Raw genomic sequence first — 21,432 nt, forward strand, 5'->3', positions numbered from 1 at the left:
CGTATTTTGATGTAGTCCAGCCTGACGCATTCTCTGGCTTCTATGATCGCTCTGCTTTATTCAAACTCCCCATATTATCGACGCTTCCGGTGTGTACTTTATACGGTGAGTTTGCTTTTTCTGGCTAGTTCGACGTTTGCTCAGCGTGTAAACCTGAACGAACTCCTGACCTACATGAGCCTACCAGCGGCACAGTTTGATCAGTGCATGTTCCGGAAAGGCTTTGTTTGTTATAAAAATGAAAGTGGTGTCATTGGTTTTACCTGTCTGTTTGCCTATTCCAGCAACACGCTGCTGACCAGACCGACAACAGCCTCTGCCCTTATTCAATATGTGCGTACAGGACGTTCTGATATATTGATGTATCAGGTTCGCTCGAAAGAAGAATGCGATCAACTTCAACAGCAGCTGATTCGTCAGGGTTACGCGCTTGAACCCGTATCTTCGGATCGCCTGACGTACGTGAACAACAATGTTATTGTCACTTGCCAAAAGGTCGATGTAAACAACGCCATATCCGGTAATTACGCAGGCTACAACCTATCCTTCATCCGGCGCTGGTATTAGCCCGAGGTATTGTTCTCGACTCCAGTCAGCCAGTTTCTTTTGAAACCGCTTTATGGTGCTACGAATGAGCCAGCTGGCTCAAATTCCCAAACCGTTCAGGCGGTCGGTGAGTTATAGCGGGTATGACAACGACACGTACGCAACAAATTCGCCCGCAACTTCTTCTAGCTGGCCTTCTGGCTATAACAACGGCTTGCAGTTCAACGAAAAACGAAGGCTCCAAACAGCGCATCCGCTTATCCGTTGGTGAGATCAAGGAAATTTCTTTACCAAGCCGGGGAGACGGTTCTACCCAGTTAATCGGCACGTCAGATAACCAAGAAGTGGTTGAAGTGTCACGGCCAGAGCTGGCCCCAGCGGTTGATACCCTGAAACGCGATAAATCAGGCCCTACTGTTTTTCAGCTAAAAGGAATTACCGTGGGTAGCGCCAATGTTATGTTCTCGGAAAAACAACCCAGTGAAACGGGTAGCGGCCAGGTAAAGAAAACGTACGTTGTTCAGGTGGTAGCTAAATAAAATTACGACCGGCAAGCATCTCATTAAACGGGAAAGTTAGGGCTCGATAGCCCATCCTTATACCTGGTTATTTCCGAAATCCCTTCAAACAACCAGTCTTACTACCCTGTTACGACCTTGTAGTAATTCGCATCCGTCGTGACACAACCCATTGCCTCCGTCGAAGCATCGGCACCCAACAAGTGGATTATCCTTGGAACGGTCATGTTCGGCACGTTCATGTCTACGCTCGACAGTAGCATCGTGAACATTGCCCTGCCGACCATTCGCCGGGAACTCGGAGCGGGTGATCGCGTCGAATGGATCGTCCTGTGTTACCTACTGACAACAACAAGTACGCTGCTGATCATGGGCAAGCTCTCGGACTGGGTTGGACGGCGGCAACTGTACATCACCGGTTTTAGTGTTTTCGTCGTGGGGTCGCTGTGCTGCGGGTTAGCCTGGAACCTGTGGTCGTTGGTCGGCTTCAGAGTCCTTCAGGGCTTGGGCGCATCCATGATTTTTGCCATTGGGCCGGCCATTATCAGCGATGCCTTCTCCCCCAAAGAGCGGGGTCAGGCGCTCGGCCTCATGGGTTCCGTTGTGGCTGCGGGCTCCAGTGCAGGTCCTGTAATTGGTGGTTTGCTGCTGAGCAAGTTTGGCTGGTCCAGTATCTTTTTCGTCAATGTTCCCATCGGCTTAATCGCCATCTGGCGGGCGTGGACCATTTTGCCGGAAAGCCCTAAAGTGACCAGGCAACGCTTCGATCTGGTTGGAGCAGGTCTTTTTCTGGTTGGTGTCATTACCTTGCTAACAGGTCTGGACTTCGGGCCAGAACCTCGCTACGGCTGGAACGACTCACTTGTGGTCGGATTGCTGTCGGTAGGCGGTGTCTTACTAGTGCTCTTTTTTCTCTGGGAAATGCGGGTCAAAGAGCCAATGTTACGGCTTAGTTTGTTCCGCGTCCGGGCGTTTACTTCGGCAATCCTGGCGGCCTTCTGTGGCTTCATTGCCTCCGGTGCCAACCTATTCGTGATTCCTTTTTTCCTGCAACAATTACTGGGCCTCCCGCCCGGACGAGCGGGGCTGATCCTGCTGGCAGGTCCGCTGACCCTTAGTCTGGTCGCACCGCTGGGCGGCTATTTATCGAGTAAGATCAGTGCCCGCTGGCTTTCCAGCGCTGGGTTGCTTATTACAGCCAGCGGTTATTTTGCTTTTTCGTATCTGTCCACTGATTGGGAATGGCAAGATGTGGTCTGGCGAAGTTCGCTGGTGAGTCTGGGATTCGGTTTATTTCAGTCACCCAATAGCAGCAGCGCCCTCAACTCGGCTCCGCTGGATCAACGAGGCATCGCCAGTAGTATGATTGCCTTTATGCGAAACCTCGGCTTTGTGGTAGGCATCGCGCTGGCGGCTGCCGTTTGGTACAGCCTACGAAACCGATATGCAGTCAATAACCACGTATCGCCCGAAGCAACACCGGCGCAGTTACTTGGCATGCACTATGTGTATTTAACCATGACCGGGTTAGTGCTGCTAGGAGCCCTTTTTTCGCTAACGCGCGGCAATGCACCAAAGCCATCGCCCGTCGAAACAACGGCGTTGTCGACCAGCGGCTTATCAAACCCGGTCAGCCAAGCCGACTGATGACGATAACTGAATATCAATAGCAACCGTCATCAGTCGAGCTAGCGTTTATCGTTTTGGTCCAACCGAATCGTAGATAACAACTTTCTCCCACAACGACGCATAGTTGTTTCTGAAGTCGTCGTGAATCGGATGTTTCTGGTAACTTTCTTCATCGGCAGGGCTGTCGAAAAAGCACAGCCACGAATAGGTATAGTCCCGCTGAATAACCTCACGGTTAGTCTTGGCTGGCGTTCCAATATGAACCATCTTGATTGTCGGACATTTAGCCAGCTTGTTTAATCCTTCCAGCAACTTCGCTTTGTCGGACTCACTGCCCGGATTTTTCAGATAAAAGAAAACGTGGTGGGTAAACAGTTCTTTCGGGGCCATTTCAGCCATGCCCGTTGCGGGAAGTGCAGCCCCTAGCCCGGCGGCAACGCCACTTTTCACAAATGCTCTGCGCGATTGCTCGTTCATAAACGATTTAGGTTTGTTCAGCGAAGCGGCATGTACCCGCTTACAAAAGCAAAAATGAACAACAGTTAGCCGCTTTGCAACTTCAAGTGTACACTAATGAGGGAAATCCCTTACAGATTTTTTCATTCTACGCGTTATTCCTGCAAATTTTACCAAGCTGAAACGGAGTCACACGTTAGATAAAGCCCACTAAATATATAGGCTCCGTTTTCAATTGTACGCTGATCTGTGTTTATATGCTTGACTTTTGGCAGACAGGAATGGTTACAAATCAGTTAAAAGATGAAGATGTTAGCCTTATGGTGGTGTCGGCGGGGCGGCCCCGCCGACACCACCACCATAAGTGAGCTACGGCTACTTGTTTGGGACTGGTCAAAGAGCCAAAACTTCAGATTACTATTTCAGGGAACCAGAACGGCGATTTTGCCCCGCGTTTTTCCGCTTTCTATCTGTATATGCGCTTGCCTCATCTCGTCAAAATCAAAGGTCTGCGAAATGTGGGATCTGATTTTACCCTGCTCAAGAAGGTTTGCCAGTTGGTTCATATCCTCGCCGTTTGACTGCACGCGTATCGGATAGCCAATCATTCCTTTAGCCTCCGCTTTTTCTTTCACCGCTTCGTTCTTCCCCGACGGAATACTAATAATCGTCGCCCCCGGTTTCATCACGTCGAGCGAATGGTCGATGTTTTCGTTCCCGATTGTATCCAGTACGAAGTCAATAGCCTGGGTGGCTCCTGCTATCGTTTGCGTCTTGTAATCAATATGTTCGTCGGCTCCGAGCGATAAAACAAAGTCTTTGTTGGCTGCCGACGAGGTTCCAATTACGTAAGCGCCTAACTCTTTGGCGATTTGTACCGCAAAGTGCCCTACCCCACCCGCAGCGGCATGAATGAGCACCCGTTGACCGGCCTGCACGTTGGCGTGTGAAACAACAGCCTGAAAAGCCGTCAGAGCAGCCAACGAAGCAGCGGCTGCTTCAGCGTGGGAGATTGATCCAGGCTTCAGAGCCAGGTGACTCGCCGGCGCAGCTACATACTGAGCGTACGCTTTGCCGAATCCCGGAAAGTTGACCATACCAAACACATCATCGCCCGCTTTGAACAACGGTGATTTCGACTCCACAACGATACCTGAAACATCCCAACCCAGGATAATTGGATTTTGATCGTTGAACAGGCTGGACACTCCTTTCCCGGAGCGCGTTTTTACATCTATGGGGTTGACGCTGATGGCCTTGACCTGGATCAGTACTTCATTGTCGGAAACAGCGGGCGTATTCACATTGGTAACGACAAGATTGTCAACACTACCGAAATCAGTTAAAATAATCGCTTTCATGCGTAAGTCTGTTTGATTGGCACAAAAGTATACGCTGGCTTTCCCGTCGCTCTGTACATTTCTTCGCTATTTCGGTAGAACCAGACTACTGACAGGAAATTTAGCGCGACAAATGGCCTTTATGGAAAAGGACGCCTTTGTTGAGCGTCCTTTCTCGTTAACTTCGATCCACCAGCTTGTAGTTATTCGCGTTGTAGCGATCTCCGGTGTCCGGATATTTGTGCAACAGGTCTTCAATAGCCTGTACTTGCTGGTCTGACAGCTGGACATCGACACTCCCCGCATTCTCTTCCAGATACTTCCGCTTTTTGGTGCCGGGGATAGGGATAATGTTATCACCCTGATGCAGCACCCAGGCGAGCGCCAGTTGAGCGGGCGTGCAGCCGATATGCTGGGCAATATCCGCAAAGCCAGCGGCTAAATGCTGGTTATTGTCGGCATGTTCAGCCTGATACCTGGGTAATGTTTTCCGGAAATCTCCTTCTTTCAACTCGGCTACGTTCAGTGTGTTGGTCACCAGTCCTCTGGCCAGTGGACTGAATGGTACGAACGAAATGTTCAGCTCTTTGGTAAGGGGTAAAATGGCTGACTCCACATCGCGGGTCAACAGGGAGTATTCGCTTTGTAACGCCGAAATCGGATGGACGGCATGGGCTTTTCGAATCGAATTGGCCGACGCTTCTGACAAACCCAGGTATTTGACTTTGCCTTCTTTCACCAGATCAGCCATCGCCCCGACGGTTTCTTCAATCGGCACGTTCGGATCGACGCGGTGAGCATAGTACAAATCAATAACATCGATCTGTAACCGTTTCAGGCTCGCTTCAACCGCTTTTTTGAGGTAAGCGGGCGACCCATCGAAAGCCGATAAATTGCCATCCGTCTGAGGAACAAACCCAAATTTCGTCGCAATAAAAATCTTATCCCGGTTTGACTTCAACACCTGCGAAATCAACGATTCATTTTTGCCGCTTCCGTAAATATCGGCCGTATCCCAGAAGTTAATGCCCAGTTCAATGGCTCTGTGAAGCGTTGCTATCGACTCATCGTCATCGGGCTGACCGTACGCATGGCTCATCCCCATGCATCCCAGTCCAATGGCCGACAACTGCACATCTGTATTACCTAATAATCTGTATTTCATAAGCTTGTTTCTGTTTTTATGTTCTCACGAACATTCCGTTCACCTGCCTGGATTGAAGAAGGCTTAACCTTTGTAAGATGCCCGTTGTTCAAGATCAGGGAGTCAGACAACGTCTATATCAATACCTTGCCTCTGACTTTATCCAGCCGTCGAAAAACAACGCAAACCACGAAGGCTCACAGCCTGGATACGCCATCGTCCTGATAACGAAAGCAAAATTCAACGCTGGCCGTTATATTTGCCCAACCACAACGTTTGCGTTTAATGAAAAACCTTATTTTCCTGCTTCTTTTCTGGCCCGCTTGCGCACAGTCCCAGGCCCTGCGTGTGGCGGTGGCGGCCAACGCGCAGTTTGTTATGGAACAGTTGCGAACCGCTTTTCAGAAGCAAACCGGCGTCACTGTGGAATCGATTGTTAGTTCCTCGGGTAAACTTACCACGCAGATTCAGCAGGGCGCTCCCTACGACGTATTTCTGTCTGCCGATATGGATTACCCGCAGGCGCTTTATAAACAAGGCTTGACCCAGGCTGCGCCCGCTATTTATGCCTACGGTACGCTTGTGCTCTGGACGGTGGGCGATTTGCCCTTGTCTCAAGACCTTACGGTGCTGAAAAATCCGGCGGTGCGCCACATCGCCATAGCGAATCCGGCAAAAGCACCGTATGGCGAAGCCGCCGAAAGCGTATTGAAACACGCCCAGTTGACGGATCAGGTAAAGGCCAAATGCGTCTATGGCGAAAGCATTGCGCAGGTAAATCAATATGTCCTATCCGGTTCGGCAGAAATGGGTTTTACGGCAAAATCCGTTGTCCTTGACCCTAGCCTGCAACAGAAAGGGCACTGGATCGAACTCTCCACGGACCACTATTCGCCCATTGCTCAGGGCGTTGTGGTACTCAAACGAACAACACAGGGCAAGGCCGCCGGGCAGTTTGTTCAGTTTTTACGGAGCCAGACCGCCCGGCGCATTTTACAACAGTTTGGTTACCGATTGCCCAAGAATTAAAAAGACGTAGCTCATGCCCATTGACTGGGACCCTATCTGGCTCACGTTACGACTTGCCAGTATCACCACCTTTATCCTGCTGCTCATCGGTGTCCCGCTGGCCGGGTGGCTGGCGCTTAGCCGGTTTCGATTGAAACCGTTGGTCGAAACCGTTATCAGTCTGCCGCTGGTACTTCCCCCTTCGGTTGTCGGCTTTTACTTGCTGCTGGCTTTTAGTCCGAACAGTTGGCTGGGGGCCTGGTTGCTTCGTACGCTCAATCTTCAACTAGTCTTTTCGTTCGAGGGGCTGGTCCTGGCGTCGCTATTGTACAGTTTGCCGTTTATGGTTCATCCCATTCAGGCGGGCCTCGAAAATTTGCCCATTTCCTGGCGCGAAGCGGCCTACACGCTGGGTCAGTCTCCCGTTCGAACGTTATGGCACGTCTTGTTGCCCAATTGCAAACCGGCTCTGCTGACGGGCATTGTGCTGTCGTTTGCCCATACGATTGGTGAGTTTGGATTAGTCCTTATGATTGGCGGAAACCTGCCAGGACAAACCCGCGTAGCCTCCATCGCCATTTACGACGAAGTGGAACTGTTGCATTTTGAATCAGCGCACGTCTACGCAGCGCTGCTGTTGGGCCTCTCGTTTCTGATTTTATTGCTGGTGTACGCGATTAACAAACGGGTAACGATATGATTACGCTGGATGTCTGTATGCCGCGCCTGTTTGCCGAAGGCGTTACCGAGCTTGATGTGCAATTCGACCTGGCGGTGGGTAGCCTGACAGCGCTCGTAGGCCCTTCGGGTTCCGGGAAGACGACCTTACTGCGACTGCTGGCCGGATTGGAAAAGCCAAGCCGTGGCTGTATTGAGATCAACGGCGTACGCTGGCTCGATACCGCCCGGCGCATCAATTTACCGCCCCAACAGCGGTCAATAGGCTATGTTTTTCAGGATACGGCCTTGTTCCCGAATATGACCGTACGCGAGAACATCCAGTTTGCCGCGCCCGCTGGTCATCCTGAATTGGTCGATCAACTGATCCAGGAAACGGGACTCGCTACGTTTATCGGCCAGAAACCATCGGCCTTGTCGGGTGGGCAACGACAGCGGGTGGCGTTGGCTCGCGCATTGGTACGTCGGCCAACAGTACTGTTGCTGGATGAACCTTTTGCGGCTCTCGATCCGGACTCTGGCGGGCAGCTCCGTCAGCTGCTTTTAAAACTGCATCAATCCTGGGGTACAACAACCTTGTTGGTTAGCCACCACGAAACCGATGTTCAGGTACTAGCCGACCGGGTTATTCGGCTGACGCAGGGACGTATTCAAAGCGACCGAGTCAATGAGAGAACAGATGTAAGCATTACAGCAGCGTCCGAACCAATCCGGCACATTTACTTCGATGAAACCAGTCAGGAGTGGGTTGTTCAGACCGACACGCTGCTGCTACGATCCACCAATTCGGCTTGGGGGAAGCTACAGGTGAATGACTCCATTCGGATCGCAACCTCCTAAAGGTATGTAATCGACAGTATGGCTCGTGTCGGTTATTTTATTCACGCGCCATCGCAATGACAACCGCACCGATAGCCATCAGTGCAGCCCCGGCAATAACCTGCCAGTTGACTTTTTCTTTGAGGAAAACAACGGCCAGTATAATTGAAAAAACCAACGACACTTTGTCCAGCGACGCCACACGGGACGCGTCACCTATTTTGAGCGCCCGAAACGACAGCAGCGAAGAAACGCACGTGACGATGCCCGCCAGAATCAAATAAATCCAGACGCGTCGCTCGATACGTGCCACATCAGACAGCGTTCCCTGACTGATGACAACACCCCAGGATACAATCAAAATAAGAACCGATTGAATGGCAAACGCCAGACTAGAATCGACGTTTTTAATACCGGCCTTCGACAGTGTTACCACGATAGCCGTTGCCACCGCGGCCAAAAGCGAAAAAAGAATCCACATGAGTTAAGGAATAGCGAAGCGTTTATTGATCAACTAACTGTCTCATTTAAAGGTTACAGTTCCCTGTTATTTAGCTATGCGCATTGCAGCAAGCTACTATGCCCGGACGCTCGATCAACCACCCGGAAACGGCAATATACCAAGTGCAGCTCTGACCACCGGGAAGAGACTGAAACGCTCGCTTAATGTTATGCAAATGTTAACAACGCTAGTTATAAATTACTAAATCGTTATGATTGACCTGAGTCAAATTATAATCTCTTAACACAGACTATTTTTACAGCGTTGTAATGAACCTGCACTTGTGAACCGCTTTCGATTCGCTTTCCTTCTGACAGCCAGCCTGTTTTCGTATACTTTCAACTGCACCTTTGCCCAAACCGCATTAACACCCGCAACACCCTGGGGATCATGGCTTATTGGTACCGTTCAGCTGCCGGGCAATGAAAAAAAATGGGGCGGTTTTGCCGAAATACAGACCCGAAGCAACGCAGTGATGCAGCAGTTTTTTTATTACGAGTTGAAGGGTGGTATCAGTTACGACCTCGACCGTAATTTTACCCTGATGCTAGCGGGTGGTCAGTATGGTACCTACGATTTCAAAGATCTGTCTACCGGACCGCTCAATACCGAAAAGCGGCTATGGCAACAGCTCATTATTAACCAGTATTTGTCGCGAATAAAATTTGAACATCGGTACCGCATTGAGCAGCGTTGGTTTACGTATAGAGAAGGTAGTCAGATGTTTCGAAACCGCATTCGTTATCGATTGAATGCGTTCGTTCCCCTAAACAAACGAACCATCACCGAGAAGACGATCTTTCTATCACTGTACGACGAAGTGTTTCTTAACCCCGTTGGCCCAACCTTCGAACGCAACCGTCTATACGCGGGCATCGGCTACCAGCTAACCAAAAACTGGATTATCCAGACGGGTTGGGTGAATCAGACCAATTATAGCCCCGCTACATTTGAGCAGGGCGTATTTACTCCCCAAGCGGCTTCTGGTAAAAACAACCTGGTTATCGGGTTAACTTACCGTATTTCCCGCCGTAGCGGCCACGCAGAAAAGCTCCCTTCACAACCCGACTGATTACCGTACAGTAAGGTATTCGTAAAAAAGCGCCCTGTCCCATTCTACCGTTTGGGTTATTAGTTAATGGGTTTTAGTTTTGCTATATACTATGAGAAAAGGTGTCTTCTCTGAACAGGGCAGCACTGGAATGACGGTGCCTGTATTCTACACCCTATTCTGTAGTTACAGGATTTATGATTTCTTCTTTTTCCGATTTCGTTTCCTATCCCCACTCTGCGCTCATCACTAAGCGCACATTTCCCCGTTCCGTTGTACGGCGACTATTCCAGAGCCTGCCAGGTACACCAGCGAAATTTATTTATTCTTTTTTTCGAGTGTGGTTAAACGGTAGAACAGATTATTGTGTCCATCAATCTGAGATTGTCTCGCAGAAGTCTGTATTTATCCTTTGTTTATACCAGCATTCGCATTCACGACGTTCAATCGAAGCAGGCCTAAAACAACGACCTACGGGGTGCGTCGTTTTGAGGCAGCGTCGCCTGCGGGAAGCGCTCGCAGATCCTGCTCCCGTTCATATGCTACCTTATAAACTGTGATACTAACCTCTAACCATATTACTATCCAGTCTGTACTTTTACAAAGTTTATGAAAAGCGTTTTCGTTTCGTGTTGGTTCTTTTTGATGGGGTTCTATTCTTTTCAGACAAGCGCTCAAATCCAAGTTTCGTTTCCGGTTAGCCGAGCCGTTTTTCAGCGTAACACAAATAATGAAGCCACTATTCGTGTAAACGGCTATTTTACGACGCCCGTAACCCGAATTGATGCCCGCGTTCAGGCACGTGACGGACAAGGCACCTCAACCGACTGGGTCACAATTCAGAATAATCCGACTGGCGGTAATTACGCCGGTGATCTGACCGTAAAAGGAGGCTGGTACAACCTGGAAGTACGGGGCATGAACGGTGATCAACAGGTGGGCGGTAGCACTATCGTTGAACGGGTGGGTGCCGGCGAAGTATTCGTGATCGCGGGTCAGTCGAATGGTCAGGGTGTGTACGACGATATGCCCAGCGCCAGTGACGACCGCATCAACTGCGTCAATTATTTTGATCCTTCGGAGTCGCAGAACGACCCGCCTATGGATGTGCTGAATTTATTCTCTCACGTCAATCAGGGTGGTCGAATTACGCCACGCGGAGTAGGCAGCTGGTGCTGGGGTCGGGTCGGTGATATGCTGGCCCAACGACTGAACGTACCGATCATGTTTTTCAACGCTGGTTACATTGGCACAGCCGTTAAGAACTGGCGCGAAAGTGCGGAAAATGGCCGTACGGAAAGTATTTACTCGCAGGGTTTGTACTATGCCGACGGTCAGCCTTATGCCAACCTACGGATCGCCTTGCAGTTTTACATCAATATGCTGGGTGTCAGGGCTATTTTGTGGCAGCAGGGCGAAGCCGAAAATTTCGACAATACGAGTCAGGGAAGCTATTACAACCATTTACAGTACGTTATCAATCGCAGTCGGCAGGACGCCAACAAAAATATAGCCTGGGTCGTTGCCCGCGTGTCGTATTCAGGCGATTCACGGGGAGCCCGTCCTCAGATACTTGCTGCTCAAAACCAGATTATTAGTTCGGTAAGTAACGTGTTTCCGGGACCAGAGACCGACAACATTCAGATTCCCCGTCAGCGCCCGCCCCGGACGATCTTCGACGATGTACACTTCGATGTCAACGGACTCTACGAGGTAGCTAACGTCTGGAACAACAGCCTCAACGACGGATTTTTCGCGAATGCCCAGCCGATTTCTCCAACCCCTGCCCCGACGGTTACGGTATCGTGCGCCGGTACCAATCAACTGTCGATTGCCGTGAATGGCTCGTTCTCGTCGGTAACCTGGAACACGGGTGAAGGCGGCCAACGCATTACCAAAGGGGCTGGGCAGTACCGGGCGAAGGTGAAAGACGCGGCCGGTAATGTACTGTTCTCACCCGTTGTGCGCGTGGCTTCTGCTCCATCCATTCAGGCTTCGGGTCCGACCACGTTTTGCGCCGGAAACAGCGTGACGTTACGGACTGATTACGACAACAATATCCAATGGAATAATAACAATACGTCGCAACAGTTGTCTGTCAATTCCTCCGGCGATTATTCGGTTCAATACCGGGATGTAAGCGGCTGTACGTTTGTTTCGGGAACGACCTCGGTCCGGGTAAATCCATTACCCGCTATTCCGACGGTTACGGCTCAGCAAACGACAACCTTTTGTCAGGGTGGCAACACCACGCTGAGCGCCAACGAGGTTGCGGGTTATCGGTATCGGTGGAACTCGGGCCAGACCGACCGCAACATTACGGTACAGACAGCGGGAGCCTATACCGTGACTGCCACGGACCAGAACGGCTGTACATCGCCCCAATCGCAGTCAATTGCTGTCGTTGTAAATCCTTTGCCAGCAACTCCAGTTATTGCGGCCAGTGGAAACACGACCTTCTGCGCCGACCAGCGCGTAACCCTGACTTCGACCGAAAACACGGCCTATCAATGGACGAACGGAGCAACTTCGCGAGCCGTGACCATCAACCAGTCCGGTGTGTACACGGTGCGGACACAAAATCAGTTTAGTTGCTTTTCGGCTCCGTCCAACGCCATCACGATCCGGGTAAACCCGCTGCCAAATTCGCCAACACTGACAGCAAACGGGCCGACAACCTTTTGTGATGGTAACCAGGTAGCACTTACAGCAACCAGCAATTTACGCCCTTTGTGGAGCACCGGCGATTCCGTACAAACCATCCAGGTGCGTCAGTCGGGTTCTTATTCGGCGCGGGTTCGGGATAACAACGGCTGCTTTTCGCCGTTAGCCACGGCGATTGCCGTTGATGTAAAACCACTGCCGAGCGTTCCTTCCGTTACGCAGATTGGTACCTATACGCTCGAAGCGATGGGCTCCCTTTCAGGCGATTTTTACCGCTGGTACATCAACACCGATACGCTGGCCGTTCAAACAGCGATAATCAAGGCCGGTCGATCCGGTTCGTACGCGGCCCAGGCGTTTATTCGCTACAGCCCAACGCTGACTTGTTTTTCTGATCCATCCGCCCGGCTAAACTTCGTAGTTGATGATTCAAACCAGGGATTAAGTATCTATCCGAATCCTAGCCCGGACAAAATCATTACGCTCGAAACGCTGAATAACCTGGCCAACGCCACAATCCGCATCTTTACCGTATCGGGCCGGGAGGTTGAAACGATTTTCCTACCGAGTATCGAAGATCGTAAATCCATCGATCTGCAAAAATTGGCTCCGGGCATGTACATTATGCAAATCAACGCCATTAACTACTCAGCATCCAGACGTTTTCTCGTCGGTATGGGCAACTAAGCCACGCCTTCGGCAAGATAGAGTTCATTAAGAAAAAAGGCTCCCCTAACACAACTAGGGGAGCCTTTTTTATGTACATTTTAGACTATACAGTGTAATTTTATTTTGAAATTTTATCTAAACATCAAATATAATAGCTATGAATAGGACTTAAAATAGAATATTCTATAAATTGCTTGTCCAATAAGTGGGCACTACTAACAGTCAAAAAAGCTCCTCTTCATTCTCCGTTACCCATCCATGAAAACGTATTGTACAGTTCTTTTAACTCTGTCTCTCCTCTCTAGTGCATTTGCCCAGCGATCGTATTACGGTACCGAAGAAAAATGGCCCGAACAGGACACCGCCCGAAAGGTGTACACTGTGAAAGGCGAACGGCACGGCATCAGTTATTTCAAGAAGCATACGTTCAAGGACGTGCAATACCAAATGGGATCGACGCTTACCTTCGATACCTACCACACCCCCGACGTCATGTACGGCTGGTGCCGCAAATGGGCCGAACAATACCCTAACCTGGTAGATTTGTACGAAGTGGCAAAAAGCTACGAAGGGCGGCCTATTTTACAACTGACACTGACCAACAAGAAAACGGGTAAACACACCGACAAACCAGCGGCTTACTTTGAAGGCGGACGGCACAGTGGCGAAGTCACCAGTAGTGAAGCCGTCCTCTGGCTTGCCAAACACTTGCTGGACAACTACGGTAAAGACGCGTCCATCACGAAACTGCTGGATACCAAAACCATTTACCTGCGTCCCGAAAACAATCCTGACGGCGCAACGATGTACCTGTACACGGCGCAACGCAACCGCAGCAGCCTGCGCCCGAACGACAATGACCGGGATGGACTGCTGGATGAGGATTCTGAAGATGATCTCGATGGCGACGGGATCATTTACCAGATCCGGAAAAAGGCAACAACGAAGGCGGACCTGGAAAAGGCGGATTATGTCATCGACCCAAAAGACAAATCAGGCCGGTTGATGAAGCGGGTACAGGCTGGCCAGGGCACGCACCTCGTATACACCGAAGGCATTGACAACGACGGTGATGGCAAGTACAACGAAGATGGTATTGGTGGCCTGGACAACCACCGCAACTACCCCGAAAACTGGCGACCCGATCAGGGTGGCGACTTTACCGGGCGGGGTTACACGCAGGGCGGTGCCAGTGAATACCCGCTCAGCGAACCCGAAACGCGGGCTACGTACGTCTGGCTGATGGGTCACCCCAACATCACGGTGGTCAACTCGATGGACACGAGCGTTCCGATGCACCTACGCCCCCCCTCCACATCGGCCAGCGCCGAAAGTATGTTCCCCGCCGACGAGGCTATTTACAAACACATGGATAGTTTGGGGCTTTCGTTTACGGGCTATCCGTGGGCGGGCGATGTGTACGATGTGTATAATACGCGCAACAAAATCAATCGCTTGACCGGCGACCCGTCAAAGCCACAACCCCTGTTCGGACACGGGCCGGATTTCGGCTATTTTCAATACGGTGCCGTTTGGTACGGGGATGAGCTTTGGAACAATGGGGCCATGAAAGATTACGACGGCGATGGCGACCGGGATGAATACGACGCGCTGATGTGGGACGACGAAGCCAACGGCAAACGTGGCTTCAAGCCGTGGACCAAAATGACGCATCCCCAATTGGGCGAAGTAGAGATTGGCGGCTTTAACCCTAAGTTTTTCTCACAAAACGGTCCGGCCTGGATTTTAGAAAACTGGATCTCGAAGCAATCGAAATTCAATCTGGCGATGGCGAAAGAACTTCCGCAGGTTGATTTGACCGATGTAACTATCAAACCGCTGGCCGATAATGAATATGAAATAAAAGCGAGTTGGATAAACTCCGGTAAGTTGCCCGTAGCGTTAGAGCAGGCCAAGCGGGTTAAGATGGTTCCCGAAGACCGGGTAACGCTGGACATCAACAAGGAGCTGTTGAAAGGTTTTAAAGATGCAAAAGTCGTCATTACCCAACCGGCTCTGTTTGACAAAACGATATACGCGGGCTACACAAACGTTGGCGAGAAAAAAGAAGCGACCTTCCGGGTTAAGCTCAACCAACCGGGCAGCATCAAAGCAAAGGTTAAATTACTGTCAACGCGGGGTGGTTATACAGAAAAGGAAATTACCATCGGTAAGTAATTTACAAAGCGAATAGCGAACAAGCGTGCGGTCAGATTCTTGATTTTGTGTTACGGCGGTGTCGGTTGTCAACAAAAAAGACGAGTTCCGCATAAACCTCTTGTGGTGTCGGTTTCTTAAAACCGACATTTCTGCTGGCAACAGTTGGTGTCGGTTTTGAGAAACCGACACCACAAGAAACGAAGCCAAAACCATGACCGCACACTTGGTCACTTTTCTTTTTGTGCTAACCCACCCCAGAAAACTACAGATCCCTCATCCAGTAGACCATCGTTTTAGGCGTCGATACCGATTCACCGATATCGGGCCAGTCGAGGGTACTTCGCAATGCATCCTGCTTGGCATAGCCTCTCTTCTGCCAGAACAAGTCGTTAGGTCGGTAATCCAGCGGTTTGGCGGGGTGGTTCTCGTCGCGCTCGACCGCGCAGAAGCAGGTTGTTCTAAACGTACCGAAACTACGGGCGTGGGCTTCCCGCTCATCGAAAAAACGGTGCCCTAGCCCCAATCCGCGAAACGCAGGCAGCAGAATACTTTCACCAAAATAAAAGATGCGATCAATATCGGCAGAAGTCTGCGTAAACGGTCGGCGGATGTCGTCTGTTTCGTCACGCAGCGGAATGGCCGTCGTGGCACCAACCATCTCGTCTCCGCTGTACACCGCAAACAAAAACGACCGCTCCGACTGGCTATACGTTTTCAGATACGCTTTTTCGTACGCAACCGACCCTTCGTATAGGTACGGAAAGTCGCGGAAAACGGCAATACGTAGCCGGGCCAGCTCGTCGAAGACAGACGCTATTTCGCTTCCTTTTTTGGTAGTAAACGACAGTGCACTCATCGACTATTCCGATACCAACTTGATCCAGAGCGGCAGGTTGTAGTACGTCGTTACCCGCGAAATTTTCTCATCCTTGACCTCAAGAAATGCCGCGGCAGGCAGTCGATAGGTTTGATTGTGCGCTTCGGGTAGACCCGCTTCACCTTTCTTATAAACCCCGTTCACGATAAACTCCACCGCTACGCGCGTGTCGGTCGGCTCCGTCAGAAACACCAGATCGGTCAGCGTTTCGTCGTACGACTCGTCCATCGTTTGCATAAACTCGGTGAATTTTTCGGTACCAACGCGCGCTTCGCCCTGGTTCGGCTCGTGTCGAACGTCCGGGTGCAGCAGCACTAGCATGCCGTTCCAATCTTTCTGGTTGAAGCTCGAATAATACTCTTGTACAATCTCTAAGGCAGTCATTGCAAGTAATCTAAGTCTATTTTTATCAACTCATCCGCCGTAGCGAATGTTGACCGTTGAGCAAAGATACAAAGTAGCCCGCTGACCGGCGACAGAAAGCTTTTTCTACGAATCACCTAAATTGCCGACCATCGATACAGGATGCGGTTTGATACCTTATCTTCGACCACGCCTGAATGCGCTCGACGCTTAACCCTTGTTCACGCTTGAGTAAGAAAAATAACATACCCGTTTTTGAACTGTCAAAAGAAGCAAAAGCGGGATTATTTGTTCGAATGGTCGATTCGACGGTTATTAAGTCGGGCGATCACGACATTGATATCGCCCATCGCGACAATTCGTATCTGTTGTTCATTCTGCAAAGTGGAAACGGACGATTTTTGCTGGACTTCGAAGAATTTCACTTCCAGGCACCCGCTTTTGGTTTGATCCGCCCCGAACAAGTACACCGCTTGGTCGATCATCAGGCCGCGAAGGGCTGGCTTGTCGCTTTTGATCCCGGCCTGCTCGATCCGGAGTTGGTTCAATCAGTCCGCTTACTGACGCTATCGCCCCTTCCCGACCTCAATTCCGACAAGCTTGCTTCGATTCACGAACTCGTCCGTTTGCTGTACACCTTGTTTTGGTCAGCCGATAGCCGATCAATTACGTTGCAACACCTGCTGAACGCGCTTGTCAGTGCAGTTTGCGACCTTCACCAATCCGTCAATAAGGCGTCGGGTTATACAGAGAGTAGGGCCGATGAAATCACCCTCGCTTTTCGCCAGTTGGTTGAACAGCAGTACATTGACTGGAAACGGCCCGCTCACTATGCCGAAGCACTTCATGTATCGGTCAATCACCTGACAGACACTATCAAGCAAAAAACGGGCTTCCCGGTGTCGTACTGGATTCAGCACCAAACGATGCTCGAAGCCAAGCGGCTTTTATACCATACGCAGGGAACGGTTAAAGATGTCGCTTACCGCCTGGGCTTTTCCGATCAGCATTACTTTTCCCGACTATTTCGCAAGGTTACGGGCCACACACCGATTGAATTCAGGCAGCTATTCCATGATTTGTCCACCAAAACCCCGCCTTCAGCCATTCTTTAGGCCGCCTGCCCCCCGTTTCTTTGCATCGTAGCTAATCAGCAAAATACGATGAGCCTTCTAGATACGATTACCAAAGCGGTTGGGCAAAAAGCCACGATCATTGAAAAAAGACAAATCGCCGATCATACCTTTCACCTAAAAATTCAGGGGAGCGCCCTGCAAGCGCTGACGTACACACCGGGCGAACACCTGCGGGTATTGATTGGGCTCGACAAGAATAGCTCACTCATGGATAAGGTCCGAACGTACTCCATTTGGCAGTATGATCAGGCCAATGCCACCATTGATCTTGCCGTTTGTACGCATTCGAAGGGCGTTGGTAGCCGCTGGATTCAGGAGGTGCAACCGGGTGAACTTCTGTACTTCGTCGGTCCGAGAGGCAATTTCACCGTAGACGATTCAGGCGATTATTATGTGTTTGTCGGCGACCCATCGGCATTGGCGCACCTGTACGAAATCAACCGAAACCTGTCGGGTTCTAAAAAAATCATCAGCTTTATCTACGCCGACCAGGATATGGATTTCTTTCCTGATGTGGATGGCTGTACGCCTTTTTCATTTTATCAACAACCCCAAAATCCAGCCCAAACGGTTATCGAGCAACTGACCAGTCAGGTAAACAACGCGACCGGGAAAGGAATGCTGTATGTTGGTGGTGATAGCCGACTCTGCGCGACGCTCAACCGCTATTTTCGACATTCGCTCCACTGGGGAAGCCGCCAGATCAAAACCAAGCCTTTCTGGAATCCAACAAAAACAGGTTTATCGTAACCCATAAAATCGTATGTACGCTCAACTCATCATCTGCCAGGATGCGCCCGCTCATTCGGACGGTTCAACCAGTCAGTCACCGCAACCGAATCCGCTTACCCCATCGACTATTTATTTGAACTGGCAATTAATCAGCGATCGGCTAACGACCGGTAAACTGATCGACCTGATGGCTTGTCTGGATGAGCTTGGTTTCGCCGAATTGAAAACCAATTAAGCACTTACTCGCCCAACCACTGGCGGAACGCCATCGCTTTCTCGCGACTTACCATAACGCTTTCTTCCGTGGCTGGCCGAAGCTCCACCTTCAGCTTGCTGCTGAAATGCAGATGGATGCGATGAACCGCTTTATGACTAACAATAAATTGCCGGTTGGCCCGGTAAAACTGTCCTGGATCAAGCGACTTCTCTAGTTCATCGAGCGAGTAGTTAAGGCTGTATTGGTTGTTCGCGTGCGACTTTAGAAAAGTCAGCTTGTTGGTCGAGAAAAAATAAGCGATCTCACTCCCATCGATGGGTATCAACCGCTGACCGACATGCACCAGAAAGCGATCCCGGTAGGCAAGCGTCGCTGGCTGACGCTCCGTTAGCTGGCGGATCAGTTCGTCAATGGGCATGCTTACAGTCGGGTTGCCGCCGTACGTCTGCCGAAGCTGACGAAACTTATGCAACGCTTTTTGCAACGCCGTTTCCTGAATGGGTTTTAGCAAATAATCGACACTGTTGACGTCAAAAGCCTTGAGGGCGTACTCGTCGTACGCAGTCGTGAAAATAATCGGACTCGTTACCGCTACCTGATCGAAAATCGCGAAGCTCTGCCCATCCGACAATTCAATATCCAGCAAGATCAGATCAGGATGTACGGGCTGCCCAACAATGGCTGGTTGCTGGCTACTTTGCCGAAGGTACGCTACCGTGCGTTCGATGCTGTCGAGTACGGCCAGCACCGTTACATCATCCCCCGCCCGCTCTACCATGGCTTTAAGCTGACGAGCAGCTACGGCTTCGTCCTCCACAATTAGTATATTCATGGCTGCACGTTCGGTAGTAAAGGAATCGACACCTGAAAAATGTGTTCCGTCCGGTGAATAATTGGGTCGGGTTGATTGAGCAGTCGGTATTTAGCCGAAATATTAGCTAGTCCCATCTGGTTTGACGGAACAACGGTTTGCTTTGGTTGCAAATTATTAACCACAAGCAGGTTATGAGCCGCATCGCTTTCGATCCGAATGGTGAGTGGACTACCCGTCGATATTCGATTATGCTTCACGGCATTTTCGACCAGCATCTGAAGCGTAAGCGGGGGCAACCCGTAATCCAGTACGTCGGCAGCAATAGCTAGTTCCAGCACCAAACCCTGTTCGTAGCGCGTTTTGAGCAATTCGACATACGCCTGAATAAACGTCAGTTCTTTCGACAACGGAATAAGCACCTGTTCGTTGCTTTGCAAAAGATAGCGGTATACCTGCGACAGATTAATGATAAACGCAACGGCCTGCTCTTTCGCATCCTCCATCACCAGTCCCTGCAAGGTATTCAGGCTGTTGAACAAAAAGTGCGGTTTTACCTGCTCCTTTAACGATTCCAGCTGCGTTTGCAGGTTGATTTTTTTCAGCTCCTGCGCTTCGTAATACGTGACGGTCCACTGCCGATACAGGTACATCCCTTCGTAAATAGCTGCTATGGGTATGATACCGAAGAGGCCAACGGCCACATTGTAAACGTAGCGGATGGGGGTGTAATGATAACCCCAGAACAGACTTGTGTCGTACAGGAACGTGGTCAGCAGCCGCACGAGTCCGGTGGTAATGACGAACCACACAATCTGAAAAAGAATACGCGGTCGCGTTTGACTCAAATCCGGGTAACGCCGTCGCGACCGGAGGATACCGTACCGGCTGATCGTCCACAGCAACGACACTTCCAGCAGACTGAAAATCCAGTCAATCCAGAACAGTTGATTATGCTGTCGATTGATTTCGTCGTAGAAAATCCAGTTGGCCAGCAACGCCATAACCGGAATACCGACCAACCGAAACCACTTGTCGTTTAATCGTGTCATCCGTCGTTGTCCGAAGGCTGCAAGGTAGCCGTACGGCATCATTGTAACAACTCAATGGCCCGTTCCAGCGCCCGATCATGACCGGCTTTCAAATCGTCGGGCGTGTTCTTGACCCGGATCTTAGGCATGATCCCGATACCTTCCAGATTCTGACCCGTTGCATTGCGTACGTCGGCAATGGGCACGCGGATGCTCCAGCCGTTGGGCAGATCACGGGTAATAGCGTCCGACAGAGCCCCGCCCGTTACATCGCCTACCTGCGTCACCTGCTTGTTCTGTATCATCGCCAATACAAATGTTTCTGCCGAGCTATACGAAGACCGATTCGTTAGTACGACGACTGGTTTGGTATACTGAAAAAGGCCTGCCGGTTCGGTGTAAAACGTTAGTTCGGGCGCAAAGTCAGCGTGACGCAGTCCATTGCGAAGCCGGGCGGTAAAGGATCGATGCCGTTCGCTCGCGAATCGGTTGGCAACGTACTGAGCCACTCGGTCTTCGCCCCCACCGTTGTTGCGCAGGTCAATAATGATTCCTTTCGTATCAGCCAGATACGTCAGCACCGAATCCATCGTCTTATCGTACGTCGCAAAACTAGCTTCGAACCCTTTCAGCAGCAGGTAGCCGACATGCGGACCGATTTTACCGCATTCAAATTCGTCCGTAATTGGTCTGGTGGCACTCACATACCTTTTGACCACTTCGCCGTTGTAGTCATCCACCTTGGTTCGGCCCAGAATTCCCCCTGAATACCAGGGCAGTTTAGTGGCAGCTGTCGGACGCAGATAAACGTGATTATCGCCCAGTACATCGAGCAGACTAGTCATCACCCGATACAAGTCCGCGTCGGTAGATTGCTCATTGATCTGCGGTCGGTAGGTTTTATAGGCAGCATCCCAGTCAATTTTTTTCGGTTCAAACGCGCCGTATAACTGGTCGTATTCTTTCCAGAGCTGATCGAAATTGGTTACGGGTGTATTGGCCGTTTGCGGTCCGAGAAGTTGCGGACTACAACCCGAAGCAATGAATAGTACGAGAACAAGCCGAATGGATTTCATGCGCA

At 50.6% G+C, this 21,432-nt stretch carries 21 protein-coding genes; 12 read left to right on the forward strand and 9 right to left on the reverse strand.

What is annotated here, in order from left to right:
* The first annotated feature begins 42 nt into the window (after positions 1-42).
* The 3 genes from M0L20_RS00115 to M0L20_RS00125 all read left to right on the forward strand — a co-directional run bounded on the left by M0L20_RS00115 (position 43) and on the right by M0L20_RS00125 (position 2,711).
* A complete protein-coding gene (locus M0L20_RS00115; protein ID WP_248475109.1) occupies positions 43-567 on the forward strand; it encodes a hypothetical protein in 525 nt (174 codons plus the stop codon).
* A 122-nt stretch (positions 568-689) separates the two neighbouring features.
* Positions 690-1,085 (forward strand): protease inhibitor I42 family protein, encoded by a 396-nt coding sequence (locus tag M0L20_RS00120; RefSeq protein WP_248475110.1) that lies wholly within the window; start codon positions 690-692, stop codon positions 1,083-1,085.
* A gap of 138 nt (positions 1,086-1,223) precedes the next feature.
* Positions 1,224-2,711, forward strand: coding sequence for an MFS transporter (locus tag M0L20_RS00125; RefSeq protein ID WP_248475111.1), 1,488 nt, complete (start codon positions 1,224-1,226; stop codon positions 2,709-2,711).
* Between the two features lie 48 nt (positions 2,712-2,759).
* On the opposite strand, the gene M0L20_RS00130 is transcribed toward M0L20_RS00125, so the two are convergent.
* The 3 genes from M0L20_RS00130 to M0L20_RS00140 all read right to left on the reverse strand — a co-directional run bounded on the left by M0L20_RS00130 (position 2,760) and on the right by M0L20_RS00140 (position 5,654).
* Complete coding sequence (locus tag M0L20_RS00130; protein WP_248475112.1) at positions 2,760-3,170, reverse strand: Dabb family protein; 411 nt, start codon at positions 3,168-3,170, stop codon at positions 2,760-2,762.
* A gap of 401 nt (positions 3,171-3,571) precedes the next feature.
* Positions 3,572-4,510: an NADP-dependent oxidoreductase gene (locus M0L20_RS00135; RefSeq protein WP_248475113.1), complete on the reverse strand. Its 939-nt coding sequence runs from the start codon at positions 4,508-4,510 to the stop codon at positions 3,572-3,574.
* A 157-nt stretch (positions 4,511-4,667) separates the two neighbouring features.
* The gene (locus tag M0L20_RS00140; RefSeq protein WP_248475114.1) at positions 4,668-5,654 is read right to left on the reverse strand and encodes an aldo/keto reductase; all 987 of its coding nucleotides are present in this window, start codon (positions 5,652-5,654) and stop codon (positions 4,668-4,670) included.
* Between the two features lie 264 nt (positions 5,655-5,918).
* Between M0L20_RS00140 and modA the strand changes: the two genes are divergently transcribed.
* From modA to M0L20_RS00155, 3 genes are read left to right on the forward strand one after another with little or no spacing between them, the layout of a single operon-like run.
* Positions 5,919-6,662 carry a molybdate ABC transporter substrate-binding protein gene (modA, locus tag M0L20_RS00145; protein WP_248475115.1) on the forward strand — a complete coding sequence of 248 codons (744 nt, stop codon included), beginning with the start codon at positions 5,919-5,921 and terminating at the stop codon, positions 6,660-6,662.
* Positions 6,663-6,675: 13 nt separating this feature from the next.
* On the forward strand, positions 6,676-7,341 hold the full coding sequence (modB, locus tag M0L20_RS00150) for a molybdate ABC transporter permease subunit (RefSeq protein WP_232558800.1): 666 nt from the start codon (positions 6,676-6,678) through the stop codon (positions 7,339-7,341).
* Entirely contained in the window at positions 7,338-8,159 is an 822-nt protein-coding gene (locus tag M0L20_RS00155; RefSeq protein WP_248475116.1) for a sulfate/molybdate ABC transporter ATP-binding protein, read from the forward strand. The genes modB and M0L20_RS00155 overlap by 4 nt, the downstream gene beginning before the upstream one ends.
* Positions 8,160-8,196: 37 nt before the next feature.
* Here M0L20_RS00155 and M0L20_RS00160 read toward each other — a convergent pair whose 3' ends face one another.
* On the reverse strand, positions 8,197-8,619 hold the full coding sequence (locus tag M0L20_RS00160) for an EamA family transporter (protein ID WP_232558802.1): 423 nt from the start codon (positions 8,617-8,619) through the stop codon (positions 8,197-8,199).
* A 304-nt stretch (positions 8,620-8,923) separates the two neighbouring features.
* Between M0L20_RS00160 and M0L20_RS00165 the strand changes: the two genes are divergently transcribed.
* From M0L20_RS00165 to M0L20_RS00175, 3 genes are all read left to right on the forward strand, one after another.
* Positions 8,924-9,712, forward strand: coding sequence for a DUF2490 domain-containing protein (locus M0L20_RS00165; RefSeq protein ID WP_248475117.1), 789 nt, complete (start codon positions 8,924-8,926; stop codon positions 9,710-9,712).
* A gap of 588 nt (positions 9,713-10,300) precedes the next feature.
* On the forward strand, positions 10,301-13,042 hold the full coding sequence (locus tag M0L20_RS00170; RefSeq protein ID WP_248475118.1) for a T9SS type A sorting domain-containing protein: 2,742 nt from the start codon (positions 10,301-10,303) through the stop codon (positions 13,040-13,042).
* A gap of 240 nt (positions 13,043-13,282) precedes the next feature.
* Positions 13,283-15,202 (forward strand): M14 family metallopeptidase, encoded by a 1,920-nt coding sequence (locus tag M0L20_RS00175; RefSeq protein WP_248475119.1) that lies wholly within the window; start codon positions 13,283-13,285, stop codon positions 15,200-15,202.
* Positions 15,203-15,446: 244 nt separating this feature from the next.
* Here the strand turns inward: M0L20_RS00175 and M0L20_RS00180 are convergent, their stop codons facing one another.
* On the reverse strand, positions 15,447-16,040 hold the full coding sequence (locus tag M0L20_RS00180) for a GNAT family N-acetyltransferase (RefSeq protein ID WP_248475120.1): 594 nt from the start codon (positions 16,038-16,040) through the stop codon (positions 15,447-15,449).
* 3 nt (positions 16,041-16,043) lie between these two features.
* Positions 16,044-16,445 (reverse strand): nuclear transport factor 2 family protein, encoded by a 402-nt coding sequence (locus tag M0L20_RS00185; RefSeq protein ID WP_232558807.1) that lies wholly within the window; start codon positions 16,443-16,445, stop codon positions 16,044-16,046.
* 206 nt (positions 16,446-16,651) lie between these two features.
* Between M0L20_RS00185 and M0L20_RS00190 the strand changes: the two genes are divergently transcribed.
* The 3 genes from M0L20_RS00190 to M0L20_RS00200 are packed head-to-tail and all read left to right on the forward strand — an operon-like array spanning position 16,652 to position 18,527.
* The gene (locus M0L20_RS00190; RefSeq protein ID WP_248475121.1) at positions 16,652-17,539 is read left to right on the forward strand and encodes a helix-turn-helix domain-containing protein; all 888 of its coding nucleotides are present in this window, start codon (positions 16,652-16,654) and stop codon (positions 17,537-17,539) included.
* Positions 17,540-17,587: 48 nt separating this feature from the next.
* Positions 17,588-18,310 carry a siderophore-interacting protein gene (locus M0L20_RS00195; RefSeq protein ID WP_248475122.1) on the forward strand — a complete coding sequence of 241 codons (723 nt, stop codon included), beginning with the start codon at positions 17,588-17,590 and terminating at the stop codon, positions 18,308-18,310.
* 13 nt (positions 18,311-18,323) lie between these two features.
* Positions 18,324-18,527: a hypothetical protein gene (locus M0L20_RS00200; RefSeq protein WP_248475123.1), complete on the forward strand. Its 204-nt coding sequence runs from the start codon at positions 18,324-18,326 to the stop codon at positions 18,525-18,527.
* Between the two features lie 4 nt (positions 18,528-18,531).
* On the opposite strand, the gene M0L20_RS00205 is transcribed toward M0L20_RS00200, so the two are convergent.
* The 3 genes from M0L20_RS00205 to M0L20_RS00215 are packed head-to-tail and all read right to left on the reverse strand — an operon-like array spanning position 18,532 to position 21,427.
* Positions 18,532-19,341 carry a LytR/AlgR family response regulator transcription factor gene (locus M0L20_RS00205; protein WP_248475124.1) on the reverse strand — a complete coding sequence of 270 codons (810 nt, stop codon included), beginning with the start codon at positions 19,339-19,341 and terminating at the stop codon, positions 18,532-18,534.
* On the reverse strand, positions 19,338-20,372 hold the full coding sequence (locus M0L20_RS00210) for a sensor histidine kinase (RefSeq protein ID WP_248475125.1): 1,035 nt from the start codon (positions 20,370-20,372) through the stop codon (positions 19,338-19,340). Before M0L20_RS00210 ends, M0L20_RS00205 begins: the two co-directional genes overlap by 4 nt.
* Before the next feature lie 38 nt (positions 20,373-20,410).
* A complete protein-coding gene (locus M0L20_RS00215; protein WP_248475126.1) occupies positions 20,411-21,427 on the reverse strand; it encodes a S41 family peptidase in 1,017 nt (338 codons plus the stop codon).
* Positions 21,428-21,432: the final 5 nt, after the last annotated feature.

Source organism: Spirosoma liriopis, assembly GCF_023196085.1.
Lineage (GTDB): Bacteria > Bacteroidota > Bacteroidia > Cytophagales > Spirosomataceae > Spirosoma > Spirosoma oryzicola.